The sequence below is a fragment of the Streptomyces triticirhizae genome (genome assembly GCF_003696235.1).
GTDB classification, from domain to species: Bacteria; Actinomycetota; Actinomycetes; order Streptomycetales; family Streptomycetaceae; genus Streptomyces; species Streptomyces triticirhizae.
The window spans coordinates 1-23,241 of record NZ_RFFJ01000055.1; the positions used below are offsets into that span (position 1 = coordinate 1).

Here is a 23,241-nt window from a genome sequence, read left to right on the forward strand (position 1 = left end):
TCTGTGCGGCCGGGCGCTGGCCTTCGGCCAGCCCTCGGCGCTGCGGCTGCTGGCCGGCCGCGGCCTGGCGGACGAGGCGCGGCGGCTCGGCCGGCCGGTGGGCGCGCTGACGGTGGCGGTCGCGGCGGTGCTGGCCGCCGAACGGCTGGGCGCGCTGGGCGAGTTCGGCTTCTTCGGCGGCCTCGGCACCGCCTTGGTGCTGCTGGCCGCCGCCGGCACCGTGGCCACCGTCGCCGAGCAGCTGCGGGCCGAGCGCCGGGAGGCGGTCGCCTCGCTGGTGAAGGTGGGCACCCCGCGCCGGGCACTGCGCGCCGCAGCCGCGCTGCGGGGCGTGGCGCTGGCGGCGGTCTTCGGGCCGCTGGCCTGGTGCACCGCCGAGCTGCTACTGCTCGCCGCCCGCGCCTGAGCGCGACGGCGCGACGGCCCCCCGAGCACGGGCGCTCGGGGGGCCGTCGCACGCCGGGGGCGCGGTCCGGGGAGGAGGACGTCGGCCCCCGGGCGAGCCGGAGGCGCCGGGCTAACCCGGCAGGGACAGGAACGGCGGGAACTCCACCTCGGCGACGTCGCCCCGGCCGACGAGGGCCGGCAGCACCGGCACCCCGACCGTTCCCCCGGGCGGGGTGACCCGCACCAGGTAGGCGCCGGGCGGCACATGGGCGAAGCCGAACCAGCCGGAGCCGTCGGCCACCGCCGAGCGGCGCTCGCCGCCGCGCAGCGGCGTCAGCGTCACCTCGGCGCCGTCCAGCGGGGTCCCGTCGCGCAACGCCAGCTCGCCGGTGAGGTGGCCCTCGCGGGGCGCGGTCTTCCACGCCATCTCCGGCACCTCGGCCTCCTCGGCGAACGGGGCGTCGGGCCCAGTGGTCAACGCCTCGGCCAGCGCGGCCCGTTCCTCGGCGGCCGGCGTCTCGGGCACGTTCATCGAGGGGCTGGCGTAGGAGTAGCCGGACCAGCCGGCGACGGTGTTGCCGGCCGCCGTCGGGGCGAGCGCGATCCGGGCCTGTTCGACGGTGTCGGCCAGGGAGTTGAGGTAGAGCGCGGGCCCGTTGACGGCCTGCCGGTCGCCCTGGACGTCGGCGAGGAACTCGGACCACTCGGCGAACATCTGCCGCTGGTCGGGCTGCCAGTTCCGCTTGTAGTTCATGGCCACGACCGTGTCCATGATCCCCTCGTCCAGCCAGCCGGCCCAGTCCTGGAGCACCTCGCGGTAGGTGCGGGTCTCCTCGAAGCCGCCGACGGCGCTGGGCCCGTTGCCGTAGGTGATGGCGTCCATGGAGAGCCTGGCCCGCGGGTTCTCCTCCCAGATACCGAGGTAGATCCGGCGCACCAGGTTGGTGACCTGGTCCCTGCGCCAGTCGCTCCACTGGGCGTCGTCGGGGGCCGGCACGTCCGCGCGGCCGGTGGTGGCCTGGAACCTGGCCACCGACACGTCGTTGTAGCCCCAGTCGCTGTGGGTGGTCGTGGAGCTGCCGTCGGGGTAGCGGACGTAGTCCAGGTTGATCCCGTCCACGTCGTACTCGCGGACGATGCTGCGGATCGCGGACTCGATGTAGTCGACGGCCGCCGGGTGGCCCGGGTCGATGTAGGCGTTGGCGCCGACGAACTCGGTGCCGTCCGCCCGCTTGTTGAGCCAGCGTTCGGCGCCCTCGGCGGTCGGCCCGTGCTGGTTGAAGACGTGCTCGGGCGAGGTGGGCGGAGTGTCCGCGTTCCAGAGGGTGTTGACGTTCACCCAGGCGTGGACCTCCAGGTCGGCGGCGTGCGCCTGGCGGATCACCTCGTCCAGCGGGTCGTAGGGCGCGGGGTCGATGGCCGCGTCGGTGCGCGGGTAGAGCGCGCGGTTGCAGAAGCAGTCGTAGCGGCGGGCGGTCTGCACGATCAGCGCGTTGGCGTTGATCGCCTGGGCGTCCTCGATCAGGGTGCTGACCTGCTGCGGGGTGTAGATGCCCTCGTTGAACGCGTCGACCCAGTAGCCGCGCCACTGTTCGGGCGCTGACTCCTCGGCGCGCGGCGCCTGCCGGGGCTCGGCCTGCGCGGTGGTGGCGGCGGCGAGGCCGCCCAGCGGCAGGCTGAGACAGGCGAGCAGGGTGAGCAGGGTCCGTCTCATACGGGTGTCTCCAGGGGGAGTTGACGACTGCGCCGACAATTTACTTCGCCAGGAGCAGCCCGCATAGACGGAAACTTTCACCTTTTCACGAAAGTTGATCGCGGTGCTGATCGCCCGTCGGCTCCCCGTCGAGCACCACCACCTCGCCCGGGTCGAGGGACACGCCCACCGTCGCGCCCACCCCGGGGGCCTCGCGCAGCGCGCAGGACGCCTCCAACTCCGGTCCGCCGCCCGCCGGTTGGACCAGCACCAGCACATGGTCGCCCCGGAAGGTCCTGGCGGCCACGGTCCCGGTCAACGGCGCCCCCTCGTCCGCCGGCGACAGCCGCACGCCCGAGGGCCGCACCAGCAGCGTCCGTTCGCCCGGCCCGACGTCGGCGGTGGGCCCGGTCGACACCCGCACCGCCCCCCACGGCGTGCGCGCCTCGCCGCCACCCACGGTCGCGGTGACCACGTTGCGGAAGCCGAGGAAGCGGGCCACGAACGCGTTCGCCGGCCGCTGCCACACCTCCACCGGCGTGCCGACCTGCACCACCCGCCCGGCGCGCATCACCACCACCCGGTCGGCCAGCGCGAACGCCTCACCCTGGTCGTGGGTGACGGCCAGCACGGTGCTGCCCAACCGGCCGAAGAGCTGACGCAGTTCGACGACCAACCGTTCCCTCAGGTCCCGGTCGAGCTGGCCCAGCGGCTCGTCCAGCATCAGCAGCCGGGGATCGGGCGCCAGCGCCCTGGCCAACGCCACCCGCTGCCGCTCCCCGCCCGAGAGCGTGGCCACCGCGCGCCGCTCGGCGCCCGGCAGCCCGACCAGCTCCAGCAGCTCGGCGACCCGGCCCGCCACCCGCTCCCCCGGCTCGCGCCGCATCCGCAGGCCGAACGCGATGTTGCCGGCCACGTCGCGCTGCGGAAAGAGCTGGTGGTCCTGGAACATCAGCCCGAGGCCGCGCCGGTGCGCCGGCACCCCGCGCAGGTCGCGGCCGGCCAGCCGCACCGCGCCCCCGGCCACCGGCGTCAGCCCGGCGACGGCGCGCAGCAGCGTGGACTTGCCGCTGCCGCTGGGGCCCAGCACGCAGACGATCTCGCGCTCGGCGACCGCCAGCCGCACGCCGTCCAGCGCCCGGCGGTCGCCGTAGCGCACGCTCACCCCGTCGAGTTCCAACAGGCTCATGGTCGTCTCTCTCCGTCGCGCGCGGGGTTCTTCAGAAGGTTCCGGCGGAGCGGCTGGGCGTCAGCCGTTCCAACAGCAGCAGGGTCACCGCGCACACCAGCATCAGGATCACGCTCAGCGCCATCGCCTGCCCGTAGTTGAGGGCGCCGGCGCGGCCCAGCAGCCGGGCCACGGCCACCGGCAGCGTCGGCTCGTCCGGCCGCGCGATGAAGACCGTCGCGCCGAACTCGCCCAGCGAGACGGCGAACGCGAAGCCGGCCGCCACCAGCAGCGAGCGCCACACCAGCGGCAGGTCCACCTCCCGCCAGGCCCGCCACGGCGAGGCGCCCAGCACCGCCGCCGCCTGCCGCAGCCGGTCGTCCACCGCGCCCAGCACCGGCACCAGCACCCGCACCACGAACGGCACCCCGACCAGCGCCTGGGCCAGCGGCACCAGCACCCACGAGGACCGCAGGTCCAACGGCGGCTCGTCCAGCGCGATCAGGAAGCCGAAGCCCACCGTCACCGCCGAGGTGCCCAGCGGCAGCATCAGCAGCGCGTCGAAGCCCCGGGTCAGGCGGCCCGCCCGCCGGGTCAGCGCCACGGCCGCGCAGCCGCCGACCACCAGCGCGATCAGCGTCGCCGCGGCGGCGAACCGCAGCGAGTTCCCGATCGCCTCGGCCGGCGCGACCAGGAACGTGCCGTCCGCGTGCGCCAGCGCCCGGTAGTGCTCCAGGCCGTAGCCGTCGGGGCCGGCGAGCGACCGTTCCACCAGCACGCCCAGCGGCAGCGCCAGCAGCAGCGCCACCGTCGCCAGCACCCCGCCCAGCGCCGTCCACTGCGCCCAGCCGCGCGGCCGGTGCGCGGTCCCGGCCGGGTCGACCAGCGGCAACGCGCCGACGTGGCGCCGGGTCACCAGCCGGTGCGCCGCCAACAGCGCGACCACGGCGGCCAGTTGGAGCAGCGTCAGCACGGCGGCCGTGGGCAGGTCCAGCAGCTGCGCGGTCTGCCGGTAGATCTCCACCTCCAGCGTGGCCCGGCCCGGCGAGCCGAGGATCTGGATCACCCCGAACGAGGTGAAGGTGAACAGGAAGACCATCAGCGCGGCCGCCGCAACCGAGGGCGTCAACGCCGGCAGCGTCACCCGCCGGAACGCCGCCAGCCGCCCGGCGCCCAGCACCCGCGCCGCCTCCTCCTGCCGGGGGTCGAGCTGCGCCCACAGCCCGCCGACCGTGCGCACCACCACGGCGTAGTTGAAGAACGCGTGCGCCAGCAGGATCGCCCACACCCCGTCGTCCAGCCGCAGCCCGAACGCGTCGTCGAGCACCCCGCCCCGCCCCACCAGCGCCAGGAACGCGGCCCCCGTGACCACCGTCGGCAAGACGAACGGCACGGTCACCGCCGCGTGCAGCACCCGCCGGCCGGGAAACCGCAGCCGCGCGAAGACATACGCGCCGGGCAGCGCGAGCGCCAGCGTCAACGCGGTGGACGCGGCGGCCTGCCAGCAGGTGAACCACAGCACCCGCAGCGTGCCGGGATCCCCCAGCACCTCGGGCAGCCGTCCCAGCTGCCACACCCCGTCGGCGCGCAGCCCGCGCCCGACGATCGCGGCCACCGGGTAGCCGAAGAAGACCGCGAAGAACAGCAGGGGGACCGCCAGCAGCGCGCCCCCGGCCAGGGCCCGCCGCGTCACCTGACGACCAGGTCGGTCCACTCGTCGATCCAGCGGTCGCGGTGCTCGGCGATCTCCTCGGGCGCCAGCTCGTGGACCTCCTCGACGGGCTCCGCGTAGCGGGTGAACTCCTCGGGCAGCTCGGCGTCCTGGTGCGCCGGGTACACGAACATGCTCAGCGGCATGTCCTCCTGGAACTCGCGCCCCAGCAGGAAGTCCAGCAGCGCCCGGCCGCCCTCCGGGTTGGCCGCGCCGTCCAGCAGCCCGGCGAACTCGATCTGCCGGAAGCAGGTCCCGGTGGCCACGCCCGTCGGCGCCTCGTCCGGGCGCTCGTCGCCGCCGTAGACCACGCCGGCCGGCGGGCTGGTGGCGTAGGAGACGACCAGCGGCTTGTCCCCGCCCTGGCCGGCGCCGGAGAACCGCTCGTTGTACGCCTGCTCCCAGCCGTCGACCACCTCGACGCCGTTCTCCCGCAGCGACTCCCAGTACCCGGCCCAGCCGTCCTCGCCGAAGGCGGAGACGGTCGCCAGCAGGAAGCCGAGGCCGGGCGAGGAGGTCGCCGCGTTCTGCACCACCAGCAGGTCGGCGTAGGCCGGGTCGGCCAGGTCCTCCAGGGTTCGCGGCGGCGCCAGGTCGTGCTCGTCGAAGTAGGCGCGGTCGTAGTTGACGCAGATGTCGCCGGTGTCGATGGGCGTGACCCGGTGCTCGGCGTCGTCAAGACGCAGCTCCGCCGGCACCTGGTCGAGGCCGGCCGCCTCGTGCGGGGCGAAGATCCCGGCGTCCAACGCGCGGGAGAGCAGCGTGTTGTCCACGCCGAAGAGCACGTCGCCCTGCGGGTTGCCGGCCGACAGCACCGCCTGGTTGACGACCACGCCGGCGTCCCCGGCGCGCAGCACGCTGACCCGGTAGCCGGTCTCCTCGGTGAACGCCTCCAGCACGTCCTCGGAGACCAGGAACGACTCGTGGGTGACCAGCACCACCTCGTCCCCGCCGTCCCCGCCGCCGGAGCCGTTCTCCCCGTCGTCCGAGCCGCACGCGGTGAGCGCCGCGAGACCGAGAACGAGCAGGCCGGCCGTGGCCCGTTGGATGCTGCTGCGCTGCATGACGTCGCCTTCTACGCGAGGGCAGGCGCGGGCAGCACGAGAGAAGGTCCGAACTTCCTACCCAGCATGACCTGGGCGAGGTTCGAGGGTCTGCGGCCGGTGCCGCACTCTCAGCGCTGCGAGCGCTCCCCTGTCGGATGACACGCACCTGGGTGCGCGGTCGGCACGCACGTTCGAATGCCGACGACTGCCTACCATAACAGCCGCCCGGCAAGGGCCGTTCTCAGCGCTCGGCGGCCGCCAACTGCCCGCAGGCGCCCTCGATCTCCTGGCCCCTGGTGTCCCGCACGGTCACCGGAACGCCCCTGGCCTCCAGCGCCGCGACGAACGCCCGCTCGTCCTCGGGCCGGGAGGCCGTCCACTTCGACCCTGGCGTCGGGTTGAGCGGGATCAGGTTGACGTGGGCCCCGCGCCCCCTGAGCAGCCGGCCCAGCAGGTCGGCCCGCCACTCCTGGTCGTTGATGTCCCTGATCAGCGCGTACTCGATGGAGATCCGCCGGCCCGAGCGCTCCGCGTAGGTGGAGGCCGCGTCCAGCACCTCGCGCACCTTCCAGCGGGTGTTCACCGGCACCAGGGTGTCCCGCAGCTCGTCGTCCGGCGCGTGCAGCGAGACCGCGAGCCGGCAGCTGAACCCCTCGTCGGCGAACCGCAGCATCGCCGGCACCAGGCCGACGGTGGAGACGGTGATCCCGCGCTGCGAGAGGCCGACGCCGTCGGGCGCCTCGTCGGTGAGCCGGCGGATCGCGCCGACCACCCGGCGGTAGTTGGCCAACGGCTCGCCCATGCCCATGAAGACGATGTTGGACAGCCGGGCCTCGCCACCGGGGACCTCCCCGTCGCGCAGCGCGCGGGCGCCGTCCACGATCTGGTGGACGATCTCGGCGGTGGACAGGTTCCGGTCGAGTCCGGCCTGGCCGGTGGCGCAGAACGGGCAGTTCATCCCGCAGCCCGCCTGTGAGGAGACGCACATCGTGACCCGGTCGGGATAGCGCATCAGCACCGACTCGACCAGCGTGCCGTCGTGCAGCCGCCACAGGGTCTTGCGGGTCGCGCCCTCGTCGCAGCTGATGTGCCGGACCACCCGCATCAGCGGCGGCAGCAGCGCGCCGGCCAGCTTCTCCCTGGCGGCGGCGGGGATGTCGGTCCAGCCGGCCGGGTCGTCGGTCAGCCGGGCGAAGTAGTGCCGCGACAACTGCTGGGCGCGGAACGGCTTCTCGCCGAGGGCCGCGACGGCCTCCCGGCGCTCGGCCGGGGTGAGGTCGGCCAGGTGCCGGGGCGGCTTGGACGCCCCGCGCGGCGCGACGAAGGTGAGTTCTCCTGGTGCAGGCATGGTGTCCCCAGTCTCGCAGACGCGCCGGGCGGCCGAATCCGGCCGCCCTCGGCCTGCGGAAATCGCCCCCGCACCTTGACATACCGATCGACCGGTTTTATTACAGAGGTATGCAACAACGATCAGAGCGCACGCTGCGACGGCTCGTCGACTCGGCCGCGTCCGAGTTCGACCGGGGCGGCTACGCGCGAACGACCCTGGACGACATCACCAGAGCCGCCGGCGTCACGAAGGGAGCGCTGTACCACCACTTCTCCTCCAGGGACGCCCTCGCCGACGCGGTGCAGATCAGTTGCCGTGACCTCCTGGAGGACCTGCTGGACGCCGCGCGGGCCCGCGAGCCCTCCCCGCTCCAGCTCGTCGTGGACGTGACGCACTGCCTCAACCGCCTGCTGCACCACGAGTCCGTGGTCCGCGCCAGCGTCCGCATCGCCAGGGAGCGGGCGCAGGTGCCGCCCCCGCCGTTCGACTTCTACCGGCTCTGGCTCGGCCACGCCCGCACGCTGCTCGAAGAGGCCCAGAAGAGCCAGGAGTTGGCCGAGGGGCTGTCGGACACCGCCTCCCAGGCGCTGGTCACCTCGGTGACCGCCGGCGTCGAGGTGCTGTGGTGGGACGGCACCCCCTACCCCGAGTCGGCGGACCGGCTGACCGCCGTGTGGGACCTGCTGCTCCCGCTGATCGCCCGCGAGGAGACCGGGCAACGGCTGCGGACCGCGCCGCCGGAGGAGGTCGGCGTCTGAGCCTCTGAGCCGGCGGGCGTTCCCGCACCGGGTTCGTGGGTGGCCGGTCCCCCTGCGGGCCGGTGGCCGGTGCGGGTGAGCCCGTCGCGGGGGTGGGGGTTGTGGCGCGGACCACGACGCCCGGCCTACATGGCGCACGCCCGCACCACCCAACTCCTAGGTGTACTGACCCTCGTGAACAACCCCCCGGGTCAATACGCCTAGGCCGGGGCGTCGCCGTTCACCGGCTGGCCGTTGGCCTCCGTCGCCGCGCCGCTGCCCTCGGGCCGGAACCTGCCGAGCCGGCGCGGCGGGACCAGTCCCGGCAGCAGCAGCTGCCACATGGTGGTGGTGCTCCGGTGCAGGTCGGCCCGGCCGGTGAACACCTGGGAGCTGAGCTGGAGCCCGGTCCAGCAGCCGACGATGAAGCTGGCCGCCTCCTCCGGGTCCACGTCGGGGAGCACGTCACCCCGGCTCTGCGCCTGGGTCAGACAGCGGCTGATGGCGTCCATCCAGCGCTGGTAGGGGGCCGGGTCGGGGTCCTCGAACGTCCCCTGCTCGATCACCATCCGGATGCCGGCGCGGACCCGGACGTCCTTCTGAAGGCTCTCGGCCATGGTGTGCAGGAGGTCGATCACCGTCTGGACGCCGGGTTCCTCGTCGTCCCGGAACGGGTCCCAGACCGTGAACTGCTCGGTGATGATGGCCTGCGCCAGCGCCTCCTTGGAGGCGAAGTGGAAGTAGAGCGCGCCCTTGGTCACCCCGGCCTCGCGCACGATGTCGCTCAGGCTCGTCCCCTGGAAACCGGTGGCGTCGAACGCCCGCGCGGCACCGTCGAGGATGATGTTGCGGGTGCGCTCCGCGCGTTCCTGCCTGGCCACGCCACATGCCTCCTGTGTGATCGGGGTGAACCCACGTGAACGCTGTTCAACGCCACGTGGCCTGAGGTCACAGTCTCCCCCAGGCCGCAGAAAAAACCAACCAGCAGGTATGGCCAAGAAAACCAACCAGCAAGTATGGTTCTGGCGAGGCGTGGCCGCACCGCTTCGCGCCTTCCCCGCCCCCTCCGCTCAGCGCGCTCTCCGCTTGTACCGCGAACTGTTCCGCGACTCGTACCGCGACTCGTTCAGGAGGCAAACGATGTGTGCACTCGCCCTGGCCGACCACGCCACTACGGCACCCTCCCTGTCGGCCGAACCCGAGCTGTTCCTCCAGACCGTTCCCCGCACCCTGGTCCACCGGGCCGCCGTCTCCGAGGTGCTGCTCACCGGCATCCGTGAGGGCGGGACCGACACCTTCCTGGTGGGCGCCCAGTGGCCGCGCGGCCACAGCTACTACGGGTCGGTGGGGAACCGCTGGCACGACCCGATGCTGTTGGCCGAGACCATCCGTCAGGCCGTGCTGCTGATCTCGCACCAGAAGATGGGCATCCCGCTGGACTACCACTTCCTCTCGCACGCCACCTCCTACGAGGTGGATCCGTCCGAGGTGCTGATGGCGGACCGCCCGGCCGACGTCCTGCTGGTCGCGACGCTCACCGGCATCAGGCGGCGCGGCACGACGGTCGCCGGCTTCGAGGTGAACGTGGAGTGCCACCGCGACGGCAGATTACTCGGCCAGGGGCACATGTCGATGACATGCGTCCCGGAGACGACGTACCGCAGGCTGCGCGGCGCGCGCGCCGACGCCCGCGCCGCCCGGCCGGCCGCCCCCGTGGTGCCGCCGGAGAGCGTGGGGCGGAACGACGAGTCCGACGTCGTCCTCACCCTGAACCCGAGGGACGGGGCCTGGGCTCTGGTCGCCGACCCGGACCACCCGGTGCTCTTCGACCACCCGGTGGACCATGTGCCCGGCATGGTGGTGCTTGAGGGCGCCCGGCAGGCGGCGCTGGCCACCCTCAACAACACGTGGGGCGTGGCCACCGGCTGCTCCGTCACCTTCGAGCGGTTCGTCGAGTTCGACGCGCCGTGCCTGGTCACGGTCGGCGAGGTGGCGGCGGGCCCCGACGGCGAACAGGTGGTCCCGGTGGACTTCGCCCAGGGCGGCTCGACGGCCGCCTCGGCGTCGGTCGCCGTGCGGACCGGGCCGTGACCGGGATGCCGGGCGGCCCGGTCCTGGTCAGCGGCGGCACCGGCTTCGTCGGCAGCGCCGTGGTGCGCCGGTTGCTGCGCCGGAGGGGAACGGGCGGCCCGGGCGTCAGGGTCCTGTCACGGCGCCCGCCGCCCCGGTGGATGACCGAGGCCGGGGTGGCCTGGACGGCCGGGGACCTGAGCGAGCCGGCCACCCTGCGCGGGGTGGGCGAGAAGGCCGCCGTGCTGCTGCACCTCTCCAGCTATGTGGGCCGGGACCCGGAGCGCTGTTGGTCGGTCAACGGCTCCGGCACCGCCGCCCTGATGCGGGAGGCGCGCCGCGCCGGCATCGGCCGGATCTGCTACGTCAGCACGGCCTCGGTCTACGGCACCGGTCCGCACCGCGGCCCCGTCGAGGGCGCCCTGACGCCGGCGCCGGCCTCGACGGCGAGCGCCTCGCGGCTGCGCGCCGAGGAGGAGGTGCGCGCCCACGGCGGGGTGGTGCTGCGCCCCAACCTCGTCTTCGGGGCCGGCGACCGCTGGTTCGTGCCGACCCTGGCGAGGCTGCTGGCGGCGGTGCCGGCCTGGCCGGACGGCGGCCGGGCCCGGCTGTCGGTGATCGCGGTGAGCGACCTGGCCCGGATCGTGGCGGCGCTGGCCCTCAACGCCCGCCCGCCGGCGGCCGGTTCGGTGTGGCACGCCAGCCACCCCGAGCCGGTGCGGCTGCGCGTGCTGGCCCGGCGGGTGTGCGAGGTGCTGGACCTGCCGCCGCCGAGCGGCGACCTGCCGTGCGCCGAGCACCGGACGTTGACCGCGCGGGCGCTGCCCGGGATGACGGACCACCAGCACGCGTTGCTCTCCCGCGACCACTTCTACGACAGCACCGGCGTCTGGCGGGCGCTGAGCCTCACCGCCGGCCCCGGCTACGCCTCCCGGATGGCGGAGGCGCTCCGCTGCTACGGGGAACGGTCGACCGGTGGTCGATCCTGACCGGAGCGACGCCGGAGGCATTGACAAACCGACCGCACGGTTTGTTTACTGTAAGCAGTTCTTGACGGTTCATCCGACTATCCGGACCGTGCCGGTCGGGCCAGGGGGAATCACCTCATGGATACGCCTCATCTCAACGCCTTCCTCGCGGTGGTGGACATGGGCAGCTTCACCCAGGCCGCGGCCCGGTTGGGTCTCTCCCAGCCCACGGTGACCACGCGCATCAAGAGCCTGGAACAGGGGCTCGACACCCTCCTCCTGGAACGGCGCCCCGGCCGCATCAGACCGACCGCCGCCGGCGTCGAACTGCTCCCCTACGCACGGGAGATCGTCGCGCTCACCGAGCGGGCCCGACAGTCCATCAGCTCCGGCGGGCAGCCGCACGGCACCGTCGACGTCGGCACCGAGGAGAGCCTGACGACTTACCGGCTGCTGCCGGTGATCGAGTACCTCTACCGGCGCTATCCCAAGGTGCAGATCTCGATGCACGCGACCGCCACCGAGGACCCGGTGGCGCAGGTGCGGGACGGCCGGCTGGACTGCGCGTTCTTCGTCGGCTCGATCGGCTCCCACAGCCCGGAGGACGGCCTGGAGAGCCAGGTGCTGTGCCCCGAGCCGCTGGTGCTGGTGGGCGGGGCCGGGCACCTGCTGGTCGGCCAGGAGCGGCCGTCGATCGAGGAGTTACGCAGCTCCACGCTGATCCGGGCCGACCGGGCCGAGTACCACCGGCACTTCGAGCGGGCCATCGGCCTCCGGGCGGCGGCGCCCCGGCCGAGGATTCTGGAGCTGGACTCGGTGGACGCGGCCAAGCGCAGCGTGGAGCTGGGCCTTGGCCTGGCGCTGCTCCCCCGGATCGCGGTGGCCCGCGACCTGGCCGCCGGCCGGCTGCTGCCGGTCGCCTGGACGCCCCCGTTCAGCGCGTTCACGCAGGTGGTCAGGAGGCGGGACAGCGCCTCCAACGCGGCGCTCAACGCGCTGCTGACCGCCGCCGTCGAGGTGATGCGGCAGGCGCACGAGAGCGAGGGCGAACCCGAGCCACGCCCGGAGCCCCGCCCGGAGCCCGTCGCGCGACCGGAGCCCCGCGAGCGGCGGATGGCGGCCACGGGGTGACCGGCGCGGCGCCGGTCGCCCCGTGGCCGCTGTCCGCCGCCCGCCCGCTCCCTCACGCCGGCGCGGCCTCGGTGAGCTGGGCCAGCGCCGCGCGGTCCACCTTCCCGTTGGCCGTCACCGGCAGCGCGGGCAGCGCCCGCAGCTCGCCCGGCACCATGTAGGCGGGCAGCGCGGCGGCGAGGAAGTCGGTCAGCTCCGCCTCCGTCTCCCGCTCCCCCGCGCCCGGCGCGACGACCACGAAGGCCGCCAACTCGGTCTCGCCGTCGGGCCCGCGCGGCGCCAGGGCGGTGGCGGCCGTGACGGCGGGATGCTCCAGCAGCCGCCGCTCCACCTCGCCCAACTCCACGCGGTTGCCCCGGATCTGGACCTGGGAGTCGGTGCGGCCCCTGAAGTACAGCTCGCCGCCCTCGCCCCGGTAGGCCAGGTCCCCGGTGCGCAGCACCCGCCGCCCCGAGCCCGGGTCCACCGGGTCGGGCACGAGGGTGGCGTCGGTGGTGGCCCGGTCCCGCCAGTAGCCGCTGAACAGCGCGGGGCTGCGCAGATGGATCTCGCCCAGCACGTCGGGCTCCTCGATCGGCCGGCCGTCCTCGCCGACGAGCAGCATCTCGGCGCCCGGGTGCGCGAAGCCGATGGACAGCCGGGTCAGCTCCGGCGGCAGCGGGTCGGGGACGTCGGTGAACGAGGCGGCCATCGACTCGGTGGCGCCGTAGCAGTTGACCAGCCGGGCCTCGGGCAGCGCCCGGCGCAGCGCGCGCAGCTCCGGCAGCGGGAAGTCCTCGCCGCAGAACAACACGCCCCGGATGGACCGCAGTTCGGCCAGCCGGTCCGGCTCGAAGCGCAGCACCTGCCGCCAGATCGACGGGACGCCGTTGACCTGGGAGGCCCCGGTGTCGCGCAGCACCCGCAGGAAGCGGCGCGGCCAGCGCAGCCGGGCACGGGGCACGGGCACCACGGCGGCGCCGCTGGCCAGCGCCAGGCCGATGTCCAGCAGCGAGAAGTCGAACTGGAGCGGCGAGGTGGTCGCCACCCGGTCGTGGGGCCCGACGATGCGCTGGGTGAGCATCCCCCGGTAGAAGGAGGTGACGGCCCGGTGGCTCATCATCACCCCCTTGGGGCGGCCCGTGGTGCCCGAGGTGAAGATCATGTAGGCGATGTCCGTCGCGGCCACCTCCCGGCGCGGCCCGCTGGACGGTCGCGCCGGGAGTCCCGCGTGGGCCGTCGGCCGGCGGAGGATCTCGCAGCCGTCGGGGCCGAACCTGGCGACGCCGAACCCGCCCTCGACGCCCGGGCGGGCGCCCTCGCCCGCGCTCAGGTACAGCGCCGGCTCGGTGGCCGCCACGATGGTCCGCACCCGCTGGTCCGGGGTCTCGGGGCTCACGGGTACGAACGTCAGCCCGAGCGTCGCGCAGGCCAGCAGCGCCGCGATGGCGCTGGCGGAGGTGTCGGAGTCCAGGACGACGCGCTCGCCGACCTCCAGGTCGAGTCCGCGCAGCGTCTCCGCGTACCGGCCGACCAGGTCGTCGAGTTCGCGGTAGCTGACGACCCGGGTGCGGTCGTCGCCCAGGAACTCGACCACGGCCGGCCGGTGCGGCGCGGTGCGCGCGGCGGCCAGCAGGAACTCGTGCAGCAGATGGCTCATGGCAGCACCTGTCCCGTCTCGTCCACCGCGTGCGAGCGGCCGTCGAGCAGCACCACCGGCGGCTCCTGCTGGCAGGCCCGGGTGAAGGCGACCGTGCCGAACAGCAGGGTGTGGTCCAGCACCGGCATGGTGTAGCCGAGCCGGCACACCACCGTCGCCGAGGTGTCCTCCAGGACCGGCACACCGTCCCAACGGGTGTGCGGGACGTGGTCGAAGCGGTGTCGGGGGTCGCCGGTCGCGAAGTGCTGCGCCAGCTCGCGCTGGTGCCAGGAGAGCACGTTCACCGCGAAGCGTCCGGCGGTCAGGACGTCGTCCAGGGTCTTTCCGGTGCTGCGCAGCGAGACGACGAGGGTCGGGGGGCGCAGCGACAGCGAGAGCACGGAGGTGGCGGTGCAGCCCACCGGGCCGGTGCGGCCGGCGGCGGTGATCACGGTGACGAAGGTGGGGAAGCGGGACATGGTCTGCCGGAACGTCCGCTCGTTGACGGGCTCTCCGGTGCCCTGCGGCGGCTCGGCCGGGTCGGCCACGGCGAGCCGCCGGTCCTGGCGGGTCGTCAGCTGGAGGTCGGGGGCGACGTCAATGATCTCAGGCATCGTGGTCAACTCCTTCTGGACGTCCTTCTCACACCGTCGCGCCGGTCAGCGAGGCGGTCAGTGCGGCGCGGTCGACCTTGCCGTTCGCGTTGAGCGGCAGCTCGTCGCGGACGGCGACGCCGCGCGGCACCATGTAGCGCGGCAGCCGTTCCCCCACCGCCGCCAGCAGCGGCCCGGTGTCCAGGGGAACGTCGGCGCAGACCACCGCCTCCAGGCCCAGCTCGCCGTCCGGGCCCCGGACGGCGAGCACCACGGCCTCGGTGACGCCGGGCCGCTGCCGCAGCACCGACTCGATCTCGCCCAACTCGACGCGGTAGCCACGGATCTTGAGCTGGTGGTCGATCCGGCCCAGGTGCACCAGCTCGCCGTCCAGCCGCGTCACCCGGTCCCCGGTGCGGTACCAGTGGCGGTCGGTCAGCGGCTCGGTGCCGTCGTAGGCGGTGGCCGGGGCGTCGCCCGCCGGGTCGTAGGCGTAGAAGCGGCCGGCGTTCTCGGCCGGGTCGAGATAGCCGGGGAAGCGCTGGGTGCCCCGGACGCACAGCTCGCCGTCCTCGGCGGGGCGGCCGTCCTCGCCGAGCACCAGGTGTTCCTGGTCCGGGTAGGGGCGGCCGATGGGGACGGTGCCGTTGGCGGGGCTCGGCCAGTCCGATGGGTAGCGCGGGAGCCTGAACTCGGTCCAGGTGACGGTCATCTCGGTCGGCCCGTAGATGTTCTCCAGCACGCTGTCCGGCGCCGCCGCCCGCCAGGCCCCGGCGTTGTCCAGGGTCAGCGCCTCGCCGCAGAACAGGCTCCAGCGGAGCGACGGCATCGAGTCGGCGGCCAGCCCGCGCAGCCGGCGGGCGATGGAGATCACCGAGGGCACCGAGTTCCAGTGCGTGATCCCGGTCCGGTTGACGAAGCGCACCGGAGACATCAGGTCGGCGGCGCTCGGCACCACCAGGGCGGCGCCCGAGCCCCAGGCCGCGAACATGTCGTAGACGGACGGGTCGAAGGTCAGGTCGAAGGTCTGCGACACCCGGGCGCCGGGGCCGAGTTGGTAGCGCGGGATGACATGCCCCAGATAGGCGGCGACGTTGCGGTGCGCGACCGGCACCCCCTTGGGGCGGCCGGTGGAGCCCGAGGTGAACAGGATGTACGCCAGGTCGTCCGGGCCTGCGGCCAGGCCGTGCGGCTCGGGCACGGGTCCGGACCGCAGCGGCCCCTCGGCCGAGGCGTCGGCCCGCAGCACGGGCACCGGCAGCGCGTCGGCCTCGGCCGGCGCCTTGGCGTCGGCGATCACCAGGTCCAGGCCGGCGCCCTCGGCGACGGCGGCGTTGCGGGCCAGCGGGAAGCTCGGGCCCAGGGGCACCACGGTGGCGCCCAGCCGCTGGACGGCCAGATAGCCGGCGTAGGCGGTGACGCTGCGCGCGGCGAGCAGCCCGACCCGGGCGGGCGGCGAGCCGTGGCTGGCCACCACCCGGGCGGCCAACCGGGCGGCGGTGGCGTTCAGTTCGGCGTAGGTCAGCCGCTCGCCCGCCACTTCGAGGGCGGGCTGGTCACCGTGGGCGGCGACGGAGGCGGCGAACCAGTCGTGGAGTGTTCTCTCGTCGGTGCTCGTGCCCTTCATGGCTCAGGACTCCTCGGTCTCCTCGGTGGGAACGCGGGACAGTGCGCGGAACTCTGCTGGGGACTCCGCGCGGGGCATGGCGCGGGACATGCTGTCGATCACGGCGTCGAAGGCCCTGGCGACCAGCGCCGGCCGGGGGCGGCCGCGCTCCGCCGAGGCGAGGGCGAAGCGCAGCGCGCGGGGCAGCTCGGCCCAGGCGTCGGCGGCCCGTTCGGCCGGCTCCCTGGGGAGGCGGCCGGCCCGGGTCAGCGCGGCGAGCCGGTGCCGGTGGTGCCGGGCCGCCGCCCACAGGTCGTCGGCGTGGCGGGCCAGCGCCGTCGGGTCGTCGGCGAACCGGCCGGCCACCCAGGCCAGCGCCGGCAGGGTGTCCTCCAGCCAGACGCCCTCCCGGGCCGGTTCGGGCGGGCCGGCCGGCTCCCAGGCCAGCCAGCGGTGGTCGGTCGCCGGCGGCTGGGGCACCGGCTCGCCCAGGGCGTACCGGTCGCGCCGGGCGATCTCGGGTGGGAGCGGGCCGGTCGGGGTGAGCGCGGTGCGCAGCTCCTCGTCGTCCAGCCAGCCGGCGAACGGGAGTTGCTCGCCGTCCGGCAGCAGCGCGGCGAAGTCGTCGCTGACCCGCCAGCGGTCGGCGCGGCGCTCCTCGACGACCAGCCAGTGAGAGGTGACGCCGCCGCCGAACGACGGCGACCAGCGCACCGTGCGGGTGTTGCCGACCGCGATCACCGGGCCGGCGGCGAGCGCCGCCGTCAGCCCGGCCACGGTGGCCGGCCAGTCGGGCGCGGAGCGGGGGCGCAGCCGGTGGCCGTCGGCGGCGACGTCGATCCGCGCGTGGTGGCGGAACGCGAGCTGGCCGTCGGGCAGGTCGGTGCGGACGGCCAGCCGCACGGCGTGGGCCAGCCGCAGCCCCGGGTCCGGCACCCGGCCGGCGAGGGCCGCCACCAGGCTGGTGGTGTAGCAGCTCAGCTCGGCCGGGCCGGTGAGGTCCGGGAGGGGCGGGGCCGGTGCGGTCCGGGTCGGGGCGGGCTGGGTCGGGGCGGTCATGGCAACTCCTTCCAGGCGCAGCTCAGGGGGATGCCGGACTCCTCGCGCAGCAGCCGCCAGCGGAAGCCGCGCCAGGTCCCGGCGCCGTGGCCGTAGGGGACGTCGATGGTCCAGGGGCTGCCCGACAGGCCGCTGCCCTCGGCCTTGACGCACGCCTCCTGGGCGGTCCAGATCCAGGCGAACTCCACCGCCCGTTCGGGTTCCGCCAGTTCGCGGACCTCGGCGAGGCCACGGCGGACACAACGGCGCAGCACCGCGTCCTCCAGCGGCTCCGGCGGGAGCTGGACGTCGACGCCGACGGCGTGGCCGGGGGCGACCCCGGCGGCGAAGGCGCCCCTGTCGTGGGCGATGCTGACCCCCACCTCGGGCCAACCACGCAGTGCCGGCTTGCCGTTGGCGCCGGGCACCACGGGCGCCCTGGCCGCCTCGGGCAGCACGTCGGCGAGCAGCCCGCGCAGCACGGCCCGTCCGGCGAGGAACTCCTCGGCGCGCCAGCGGGGCATCCCGGCGGCCAGCGCGGCGTCCTGGGGGTGCGGGTCGGCCGGCGCCGGATCGACGCGGCTCGCCACCCACACCCCGGGTACCACCTCATGGGTCGTCATGGCCTCTCGTTTCCGGCTTCTTCGTCGTTCCCGGCGATGCGGACTCCTGCGGGCCGAGTTCGGCCAGCAGGCGGTCGGCGGCTCCGGCCACCACGGACAGCACGACCTCCGTCGTCCCGCCCCCGACGCCGAAGAGCGCCGCCTCGGTGCGCAGGCGCTGCGCGCCGCCCGAGGCGAAGCCCTCGGCGCCCTGGAGCTGGGCGCACTCGGTCAGCACATGGGGCACCGTGGTCCCGGAGGCCGCCTTCAGCAGGGCGGCGGCCGTGGTGTCGTGGTGGCTCACCCGTTCGGCCAACTCGCGGGTGAGCGCCTGGAGTTGGTGAGCGCGCAGCAGACAGCCGGCGAAGCGTTGCCGCAGGCTGTCCAGCTCCCACAGCGTTCCTTCGGCGTGCCGTCGGGACGTCAGGAAGGCCCGGGTGTCCGCCAGCACCCGCCGGCACAGTGCCACGCCCCACAGCGCCCCGGCCAGCCGCTCGACCGCGATGTGCGCGGCGAAGGCGGCCAGGCCACGGCCCGGGCGGCCGACCAGGTGCGCGCGGGAGAGCCTGACCCCGTCGAAGGAGACATGGCCGGTGCCCGAGCCGTCGAACAGGTCGGTGTCGGCGGGCCGCACCGAGACGCCGGGCGCCGAGGCCGGCACCAGGGCCCAGGAGAAGCTGGTGAAGTGCCGCCCGTTCCGGTGCCGGCCCAGGACCAGGAAGTGGTCGGCCTGGGTGGCGTTGGTGATCCACCGCTTCTCGCCGGTCACCTCGATCGCGTCGTCGCCGATGTCGACCCTGGTGCCAAGGCCCAGCAGGTCGGACCCCGAGCCCTCGTCGGTCGCGGCCAGCGCGATCACGGCCCGCCCGGCGATGGCCTCGGCCAGCGCGGCCGCGACCGGTCCGGGCCCGGGCGAGAGCGTCAGCAGCGGGACGGCGGTGGCGATCTGCACGCAGACCGCCAGCGTCGAGCCGATCGTCTCCGTCCGGTCCAGCGCGGCCATCAGCTCCCCGAGCCGCTCCGGGTCCACGCCGGCGGCCGGGTCGCCGCGCCGGTAGACCCGGCCGATCCGGCCGGCCGCGCCCAACTCCGCCCACAGGCGGCGGCCGTCCGCCCCGAGCGGGGCCAACGGGCGGTCCAGAACGGCCTGTTCAGGCACAGCGCACCTCCGGGTCCAGCAGCGCGAGCCGCCCGTCGGCCAGGTGCAGCCGGTCGTTGCTGTAGTTGAGCGCGGCCGAACGCAGGTCCCGCAGGGTGCGTTCCAGGCGGGTCGGCGAGTCCCTGAGGTAGCCGTGGCGCATCCCGACCGCGTCGATCAGGTCCTCGACGACGAGGTGACACTGCTCGGCGGCGGTGATCTTCAGGGAGTTCAGCAGGAGTTGGTTGGGCGGCGTGGACAGGTCGGTCGCCCGGTCCACCATGCGTTCGGTGTGGCGCAGCAGCGCGTGCACGGTGTCGATGCGCTGACGGGCGCGGGAGAGCCGGGTCAGCAGCAGCTCGGAGCTGAGGTTGACGCGGGCGCGGCTGGCCGGCTCGCGCAGCATCCGCAGCACCCGGGAGAGCGCGCCGCTGGCGGCGCCCAGCCAGCAGGCCGACCAGCCGAGGTGCGCCAGCGGCCCGAAGACCTGGCCGGCGATCCGGGAGAAGCCGCCGTGCTCGCCCACCACCTGGTCCTCCGGCACCCGGCCGGCCAGCCGCAGCGCGACGCTGTGGCTGGCCCGCATCCCCAGGGGCTGCCAGTCGCCTGAGCGGCTGATCCGCAGCTGCTCCCGGTGCGCGTAGACCAGGGACACCTCGCTGGGCGAGGCGGCGTCGGGGCCGCGCATACTGATCAGGAAGCCGTCGGCGTGCGCGCCGCCGGTCACGATCGGCGCGAAGCGGTCGATCAGCAGGCCGCCCTCGTCGGCCGCCAACTCCGCGTCGGAGCTGAGCAGATGGCCGCCGGTGCCGGCCTCGGTGGTGACCGAGGCGAGGTAGAGCTGGCCGGCGGCGATCCGGGGCAGCAGCTCCTCGCGCAGCCGGGGACCGGCGTGGCCGGTGATCGCGGCCGACTGCTGGCAGTGCATCGCGAGGATCATGGCGGCCGACACGTCGGCCCTGCCGATGGTCAACGAGGCGTCCAGCAGGGCGCGCAGCCCGCCGCCCAGGCCGCCGTACCGGGTGGGAACGAGCAGGCCGAGCAGCCCCGTCTCGCGCATCGCGGCCAGCGTCTCGACCGGGAAGTTGGCCTCCCGGTCGGTGCGGGCGGCGTGCTCGGCGGCCGTGGCGGCCACCTGGGCGACCCGCTCGGCCATCTCGGGTGGGGCCGGCGCCGCCGGCTCCAGCGTGGTCACGGTCATGCCGCACTCACCGTTCCGCCCTCCGCCGCCAGCGCGGCGCTGACCGCGCCCCACAGGCTGCCGGCGGTGGCGAACGTGGCGTCGTTGAGGTCCTCGTCCGGCAGCGCGATGCCGAAGGTGTCCTCGATGGCGAAGAGCAGCTCGATGGACTGCATGGAGTCCAGGCCGAGCGCGGGCAGCGGGGAGGTCTCGGTGAGTTCCCGGCCGCGCAGGTGCTTGAGGAAGGGGATGAGGAGTTCGGTGAAGCGCGGGTCCATGATCAGCTGCTCCTTGTCGTGGCGGCGAGGCGGCACAGGTCGTCGAGGCGGTGCAGGTTCTCCGGGACCAGGTCCTCCGGGTCGAGGTCGGCGTCGAGGTGCTCCTCAAGGCGCTCGACGATCTCCACCACGCGGAAGGAGTCGAACCCGGTCAGCTCGGTGAGGTCGGGGGCGGCCAGCACGGCCTCCACGGTGGTGCGGGTGACCGAGGCGACGATCCCCGCGACGGCGGCCCGCAGCGCGGCGGCGTCCCCGGCGTCCCGGCCGCCGTCCCCGGCCGTCGCCCCGCCGGGGGCCTGGGCGCTCGCGACCGGCGCGGCGAACACCTCGCCGTCGGCGGCCAGCGTGGCGGCCAGCTCCTCCCGCAGCCGCTGGGGCTCGGGCCGGCCGCGCTGGACCCGGCGCAGCGCCAGGTACGCCTGCTCGGCGACCCGGCCCCAGCGGGCCAGATGCGCCGCCACCTCGGGCCCCTCGGGCAGGCCGAGGTGCGCGCGGAACGCGGCGTGCAGCCCCCGGGACCTCGCCAACAGCCAGGTCTCCACGGTCAGTCGCTCCAGCGCCACGAGGCGGTCGGGGTGCTGGGCGTAGGCGGCCAGATAGTCGTCCGGCGGCTCCCGTTCCAGCCCGGGCGCCACGGTGGGCGCCCCGGTGGGCAGCGGCTCCAGCAGCGCCACGAGCGAGGCGACCGGCAGTTCGGCCGCCGCGACCTCGGTCGTCAGCGGGCGGGTCACGCCCCAGGGGGTGTAGTTGTCGTAGGCGTCGGTGACCAGCAGCCGGTCGGGCTCGGCCGTCGGCTCGACGAGGAAGCTGTGCTCCATGTGGGCGTGGCCGTGGTAGGGCAGCCAGGGCATCGCGAAGGAGTCGGCCATCACATAGAGCGCGCCGTGCTCGCGGGCCAGCTCGCCCAGCGCGCCGCCCGGCACGCCGGTCCAGCTGTGGCGCTCCACCAGGCCCAGCCGGTCGATCGCCGCCAACTCCCGTTCCAGCGGCGGCTCCACGGTCGGCAGGCCGGCCGGGCCCGGCACCGGGCTGAAGCGCAGGGTGGCGCCGAGGGCCAGATGGGTCCCGGGCCCGTGGTGGCGGTCGGCGAGCACCGCCAGGTTGGACTGGACGCAGTCCAACAGCTCGGCCCGCACGGCGGGCAGCGTGCGCGCGGTGGCCGTGGCGGTCGCGGTCATCGTGACCTCCCGGCGGCGAGCCCCGCCGGCTCGCGGATCGGGGTGAGGCCGCTGACGGCGCCGAGGAGGGCCCGCTCGGCCGGGGCCTCGTCGTCCAGCGCGCCGTCGAGCAGCTGCTCGTAGGCGCCCAGGTCGAGGAAGCCGTGGCCGCTGACGCAGACCAACACCCCGCGTTCGGCGCGCAGTTGACGCTCGCCGTCGGCGGCGCCCGTGGTGGCCAGCCGTGCGGCTGCCGCGAGCGCGTGCCCGGACTCCGGCGCGGGCAGCACCGCCTCGTTCCTGGTCAGCAGCTGCCCTGCGGACAGCGCGTCGGGCTGGCTGACGGCGGTGGCCGCAACGTCGCCCTCGTGCCGCAGCGCGGAGATCAGCTTGGCCGCGCCGTGGAAGCGCAGCCCGGCCGAGTGCGCGTCCGGGATCGGGTAGTCGCTGCCGATGGTGTACATCGCCTCCAGCGGGCCGCTCCCGGTGGCGTCCGTCTTGTCGTACGCGTAGACGCCCCGGGTCAGCTTGGGCGCCGTGGTCGACTCGGCGGCGACCAGCGTCGGCGAGGCGGCCCCGCCCGAGCGTTCCTCGGCGAGGAAGGGCAGCGCGATCCCGCCGAAGTTGGAGCCGGCGCCCACGCAGCCCACGACCGCGTCCACCTCGGCCTCAAGCCCGGCCAGTTGCTCCCGGGCCTCCAGGCCGATGACCGACTGGTGCAGGATGCTGTAGGTCTCGCCGCTGCCGATGCAGAACGCCACCCCGTCGTGGCTGGCGGCGTACTCGACCGCCTCGCCGATCGCCAGCGACAGGCTGTTGCCGGTGCCGTCCCGGTGCCTCCCCGAGACCTCGGTCAGCCCGCTGGGGCTGGAGTGCACCTCGGCGCCGAGCATCCGCATCAGCGTGCCCCGGTACGGCTTGCGGCGCAGGCTGGACTCCACCATGAACACCCGGCAGCGCAGCCCGAACAGGGCGCAGGCCGCCGCCATCGCGGTGCCCCACTGGCCGGCGCCGGTGCCGGTGACCAGCTCCTTCACGCCGGCCCTGCGGTAGTAGTGGGCCTGCGCCAGCGCGGTGTTGAGCTTGTGGCTGCCGGAGATGTTGCCGCCCTCGTACTTGACGTAGACCGGCACCCGGGCGCCGATGGCCCGCTCGAAGCCGGTGGCCCGCCACAGCGGGGTGGGCCGGTAGCCCCGGTAGGCGGCGGCGACCTCGTCGGGGATGGGCCAGTACTCGCGCTCCAGCACGCTCTGCCGGACCAGCTCCATCGGCAGGTTGACGCCGACCTCGGTGCGCCCGGTGGCCTCCGGGGTGAGGTCGGGCGGCATGGGCTCGGACAGGTACGGCAGCACGCCGCGCCAGCGGGTGGGCAGTCGGGCGCTCATCGGTTGGCCTCCGCCCCGGCTATCACCACGTCGATCAGGTCACCCACGACGGTGAAGGCGCGCCCCACGAACAGGTCGTCCGGCAGCGTGACGTCCAGCGTGTCCTCGATCCGGACCAGCATCCCGACGAAGCCGAGCGAGTTGACCCGCAGCAGCTCGCCCACCAGGGGCTCGCTCTCGGAGATCACGGTCGGGTCGATGGACAGCCGGGACTCGGCGATCACGACCCGCTTGACGGCATCGGCGACCGTGGCACGGTCGAGGCTGTGCGTAACGGACATGGCGGTTCTCTCCTGACGTCGCATGAGTGGGTGCGCCGGGCCGGCCCGGCCGGTCCGGTCAGCGGGAACGGCGGTGCCGGCGTGGCTGGTGGGGGCGCCGGTCCTGGTGGGGGCGGTCGTCGGG

Annotated in this window: 21 protein-coding genes and 1 pseudogene; 5 read left to right on the forward strand and 17 right to left on the reverse strand. The window is 74.6% G+C overall.

Annotation, left to right across the window (positions count from 1 at the left end; translation table 11 throughout):
• Window positions 1-406, forward strand: a pseudogene (locus tag EBN88_RS30525) (hypothetical protein); the annotation flags it as partial.
• Window positions 407-517: 111 nt separating this feature from the next.
• Here EBN88_RS30525 and EBN88_RS12380 read toward each other — a convergent pair.
• The 5 genes from EBN88_RS12380 to rlmN form a co-directional block, all read right to left on the reverse strand.
• On the reverse strand, window positions 518-2,101 hold the full coding sequence (locus EBN88_RS12380; RefSeq protein WP_122183903.1) for a family 10 glycosylhydrolase: 1,584 nt from the start codon (window positions 2,099-2,101) through the stop codon (window positions 518-520).
• Window positions 2,102-2,186: 85 nt separating this feature from the next.
• Window positions 2,187-3,269 carry an ABC transporter ATP-binding protein gene (locus EBN88_RS12385; RefSeq protein ID WP_122183904.1) on the reverse strand — a complete coding sequence of 361 codons (1,083 nt, stop codon included), beginning with the start codon at window positions 3,267-3,269 and terminating at the stop codon, window positions 2,187-2,189.
• A 31-nt stretch (window positions 3,270-3,300) separates the two neighbouring features.
• A complete protein-coding gene (locus EBN88_RS12390) occupies window positions 3,301-4,908 on the reverse strand; it encodes an ABC transporter permease (protein WP_122183924.1) in 1,608 nt (535 codons plus the stop codon).
• 29 nt (window positions 4,909-4,937) lie between these two features.
• On the reverse strand, window positions 4,938-6,023 hold the full coding sequence (locus EBN88_RS12395) for a thiamine ABC transporter substrate-binding protein (RefSeq protein WP_122183905.1): 1,086 nt from the start codon (window positions 6,021-6,023) through the stop codon (window positions 4,938-4,940).
• Between the two features lie 223 nt (window positions 6,024-6,246).
• The gene (rlmN, locus tag EBN88_RS12400) at window positions 6,247-7,353 is read right to left on the reverse strand and encodes a 23S rRNA (adenine(2503)-C(2))-methyltransferase RlmN (protein WP_122183906.1); all 1,107 of its coding nucleotides are present in this window, start codon (window positions 7,351-7,353) and stop codon (window positions 6,247-6,249) included.
• A gap of 110 nt (window positions 7,354-7,463) precedes the next feature.
• Between rlmN and EBN88_RS12405 the strand changes: the two genes are divergently transcribed.
• Complete coding sequence (locus EBN88_RS12405) at window positions 7,464-8,093, forward strand: ScbR family autoregulator-binding transcription factor (protein ID WP_122183907.1); 630 nt, start codon at window positions 7,464-7,466, stop codon at window positions 8,091-8,093.
• A 200-nt stretch (window positions 8,094-8,293) separates the two neighbouring features.
• On the opposite strand, the gene EBN88_RS12410 is transcribed toward EBN88_RS12405, so the two are convergent.
• Window positions 8,294-8,953, reverse strand: coding sequence for a ScbR family autoregulator-binding transcription factor (locus EBN88_RS12410; protein ID WP_122183908.1), 660 nt, complete (start codon window positions 8,951-8,953; stop codon window positions 8,294-8,296).
• A gap of 259 nt (window positions 8,954-9,212) precedes the next feature.
• On the opposite strand from EBN88_RS12410, the gene EBN88_RS12415 reads away from it, so the two are divergent.
• From EBN88_RS12415 to EBN88_RS12425, 3 genes are all read left to right on the forward strand, one after another.
• Window positions 9,213-10,163, forward strand: a complete 951-nt coding sequence (locus EBN88_RS12415; protein ID WP_122183909.1) for a ScbA/BarX family gamma-butyrolactone biosynthesis protein — start codon at window positions 9,213-9,215, stop codon at window positions 10,161-10,163.
• A gap of 5 nt (window positions 10,164-10,168) precedes the next feature.
• Entirely contained in the window at window positions 10,169-11,131 is a 963-nt protein-coding gene (locus EBN88_RS12420) for an NAD-dependent epimerase/dehydratase family protein (RefSeq protein WP_122183925.1), read from the forward strand.
• 117 nt (window positions 11,132-11,248) lie between these two features.
• Entirely contained in the window at window positions 11,249-12,241 is a 993-nt protein-coding gene (locus EBN88_RS12425) for a LysR family transcriptional regulator (protein ID WP_122183910.1), read from the forward strand.
• A 52-nt stretch (window positions 12,242-12,293) separates the two neighbouring features.
• Here EBN88_RS12425 and EBN88_RS12430 read toward each other — a convergent pair whose 3' ends face one another.
• The 11 genes from EBN88_RS12430 to EBN88_RS12480 are packed head-to-tail and all read right to left on the reverse strand — an operon-like array spanning window position 12,294 to window position 23,117.
• On the reverse strand, window positions 12,294-13,880 hold the full coding sequence (locus EBN88_RS12430) for an AMP-binding protein (RefSeq protein WP_122183911.1): 1,587 nt from the start codon (window positions 13,878-13,880) through the stop codon (window positions 12,294-12,296).
• Entirely contained in the window at window positions 13,877-14,473 is a 597-nt protein-coding gene (locus EBN88_RS12435) for a flavin reductase family protein (protein ID WP_122183912.1), read from the reverse strand. The genes EBN88_RS12430 and EBN88_RS12435 overlap by 4 nt, the downstream gene beginning before the upstream one ends.
• A gap of 28 nt (window positions 14,474-14,501) precedes the next feature.
• Window positions 14,502-16,079 carry an amino acid adenylation domain-containing protein gene (locus EBN88_RS12440; RefSeq protein WP_122183913.1) on the reverse strand — a complete coding sequence of 526 codons (1,578 nt, stop codon included), beginning with the start codon at window positions 16,077-16,079 and terminating at the stop codon, window positions 14,502-14,504.
• A 3-nt stretch (window positions 16,080-16,082) separates the two neighbouring features.
• Window positions 16,083-17,117, reverse strand: a complete 1,035-nt coding sequence (locus tag EBN88_RS12445) for a hypothetical protein (protein WP_199742337.1) — start codon at window positions 17,115-17,117, stop codon at window positions 16,083-16,085.
• Window positions 17,114-17,719: a 4'-phosphopantetheinyl transferase family protein gene (locus tag EBN88_RS12450; protein ID WP_122183914.1), complete on the reverse strand. Its 606-nt coding sequence runs from the start codon at window positions 17,717-17,719 to the stop codon at window positions 17,114-17,116. The genes EBN88_RS12445 and EBN88_RS12450 overlap by 4 nt, the downstream gene beginning before the upstream one ends.
• Entirely contained in the window at window positions 17,706-18,857 is a 1,152-nt protein-coding gene (locus EBN88_RS12455) for an acyl-CoA dehydrogenase (protein WP_199742338.1), read from the reverse strand. Before EBN88_RS12455 ends, EBN88_RS12450 begins: the two co-directional genes overlap by 14 nt.
• Window positions 18,850-20,037, reverse strand: a complete 1,188-nt coding sequence (locus tag EBN88_RS12460; RefSeq protein WP_122183915.1) for an acyl-CoA dehydrogenase family protein — start codon at window positions 20,035-20,037, stop codon at window positions 18,850-18,852. Before EBN88_RS12460 ends, EBN88_RS12455 begins: the two co-directional genes overlap by 8 nt.
• Entirely contained in the window at window positions 20,034-20,294 is a 261-nt protein-coding gene (locus EBN88_RS12465) for a phosphopantetheine-binding protein (RefSeq protein ID WP_122183916.1), read from the reverse strand. Before EBN88_RS12465 ends, EBN88_RS12460 begins: the two co-directional genes overlap by 4 nt.
• A gap of 2 nt (window positions 20,295-20,296) precedes the next feature.
• Window positions 20,297-21,472: an acyl carrier protein gene (locus EBN88_RS12470; protein WP_122183917.1), complete on the reverse strand. Its 1,176-nt coding sequence runs from the start codon at window positions 21,470-21,472 to the stop codon at window positions 20,297-20,299.
• Entirely contained in the window at window positions 21,469-22,836 is a 1,368-nt protein-coding gene (locus EBN88_RS12475) for a TrpB-like pyridoxal phosphate-dependent enzyme (protein ID WP_122183918.1), read from the reverse strand. Before EBN88_RS12475 ends, EBN88_RS12470 begins: the two co-directional genes overlap by 4 nt.
• Window positions 22,833-23,117 carry an acyl carrier protein gene (locus EBN88_RS12480; RefSeq protein WP_122183919.1) on the reverse strand — a complete coding sequence of 95 codons (285 nt, stop codon included), beginning with the start codon at window positions 23,115-23,117 and terminating at the stop codon, window positions 22,833-22,835. Before EBN88_RS12480 ends, EBN88_RS12475 begins: the two co-directional genes overlap by 4 nt.
• Between the last annotated feature and the right edge of the window lie 124 nt (window positions 23,118-23,241).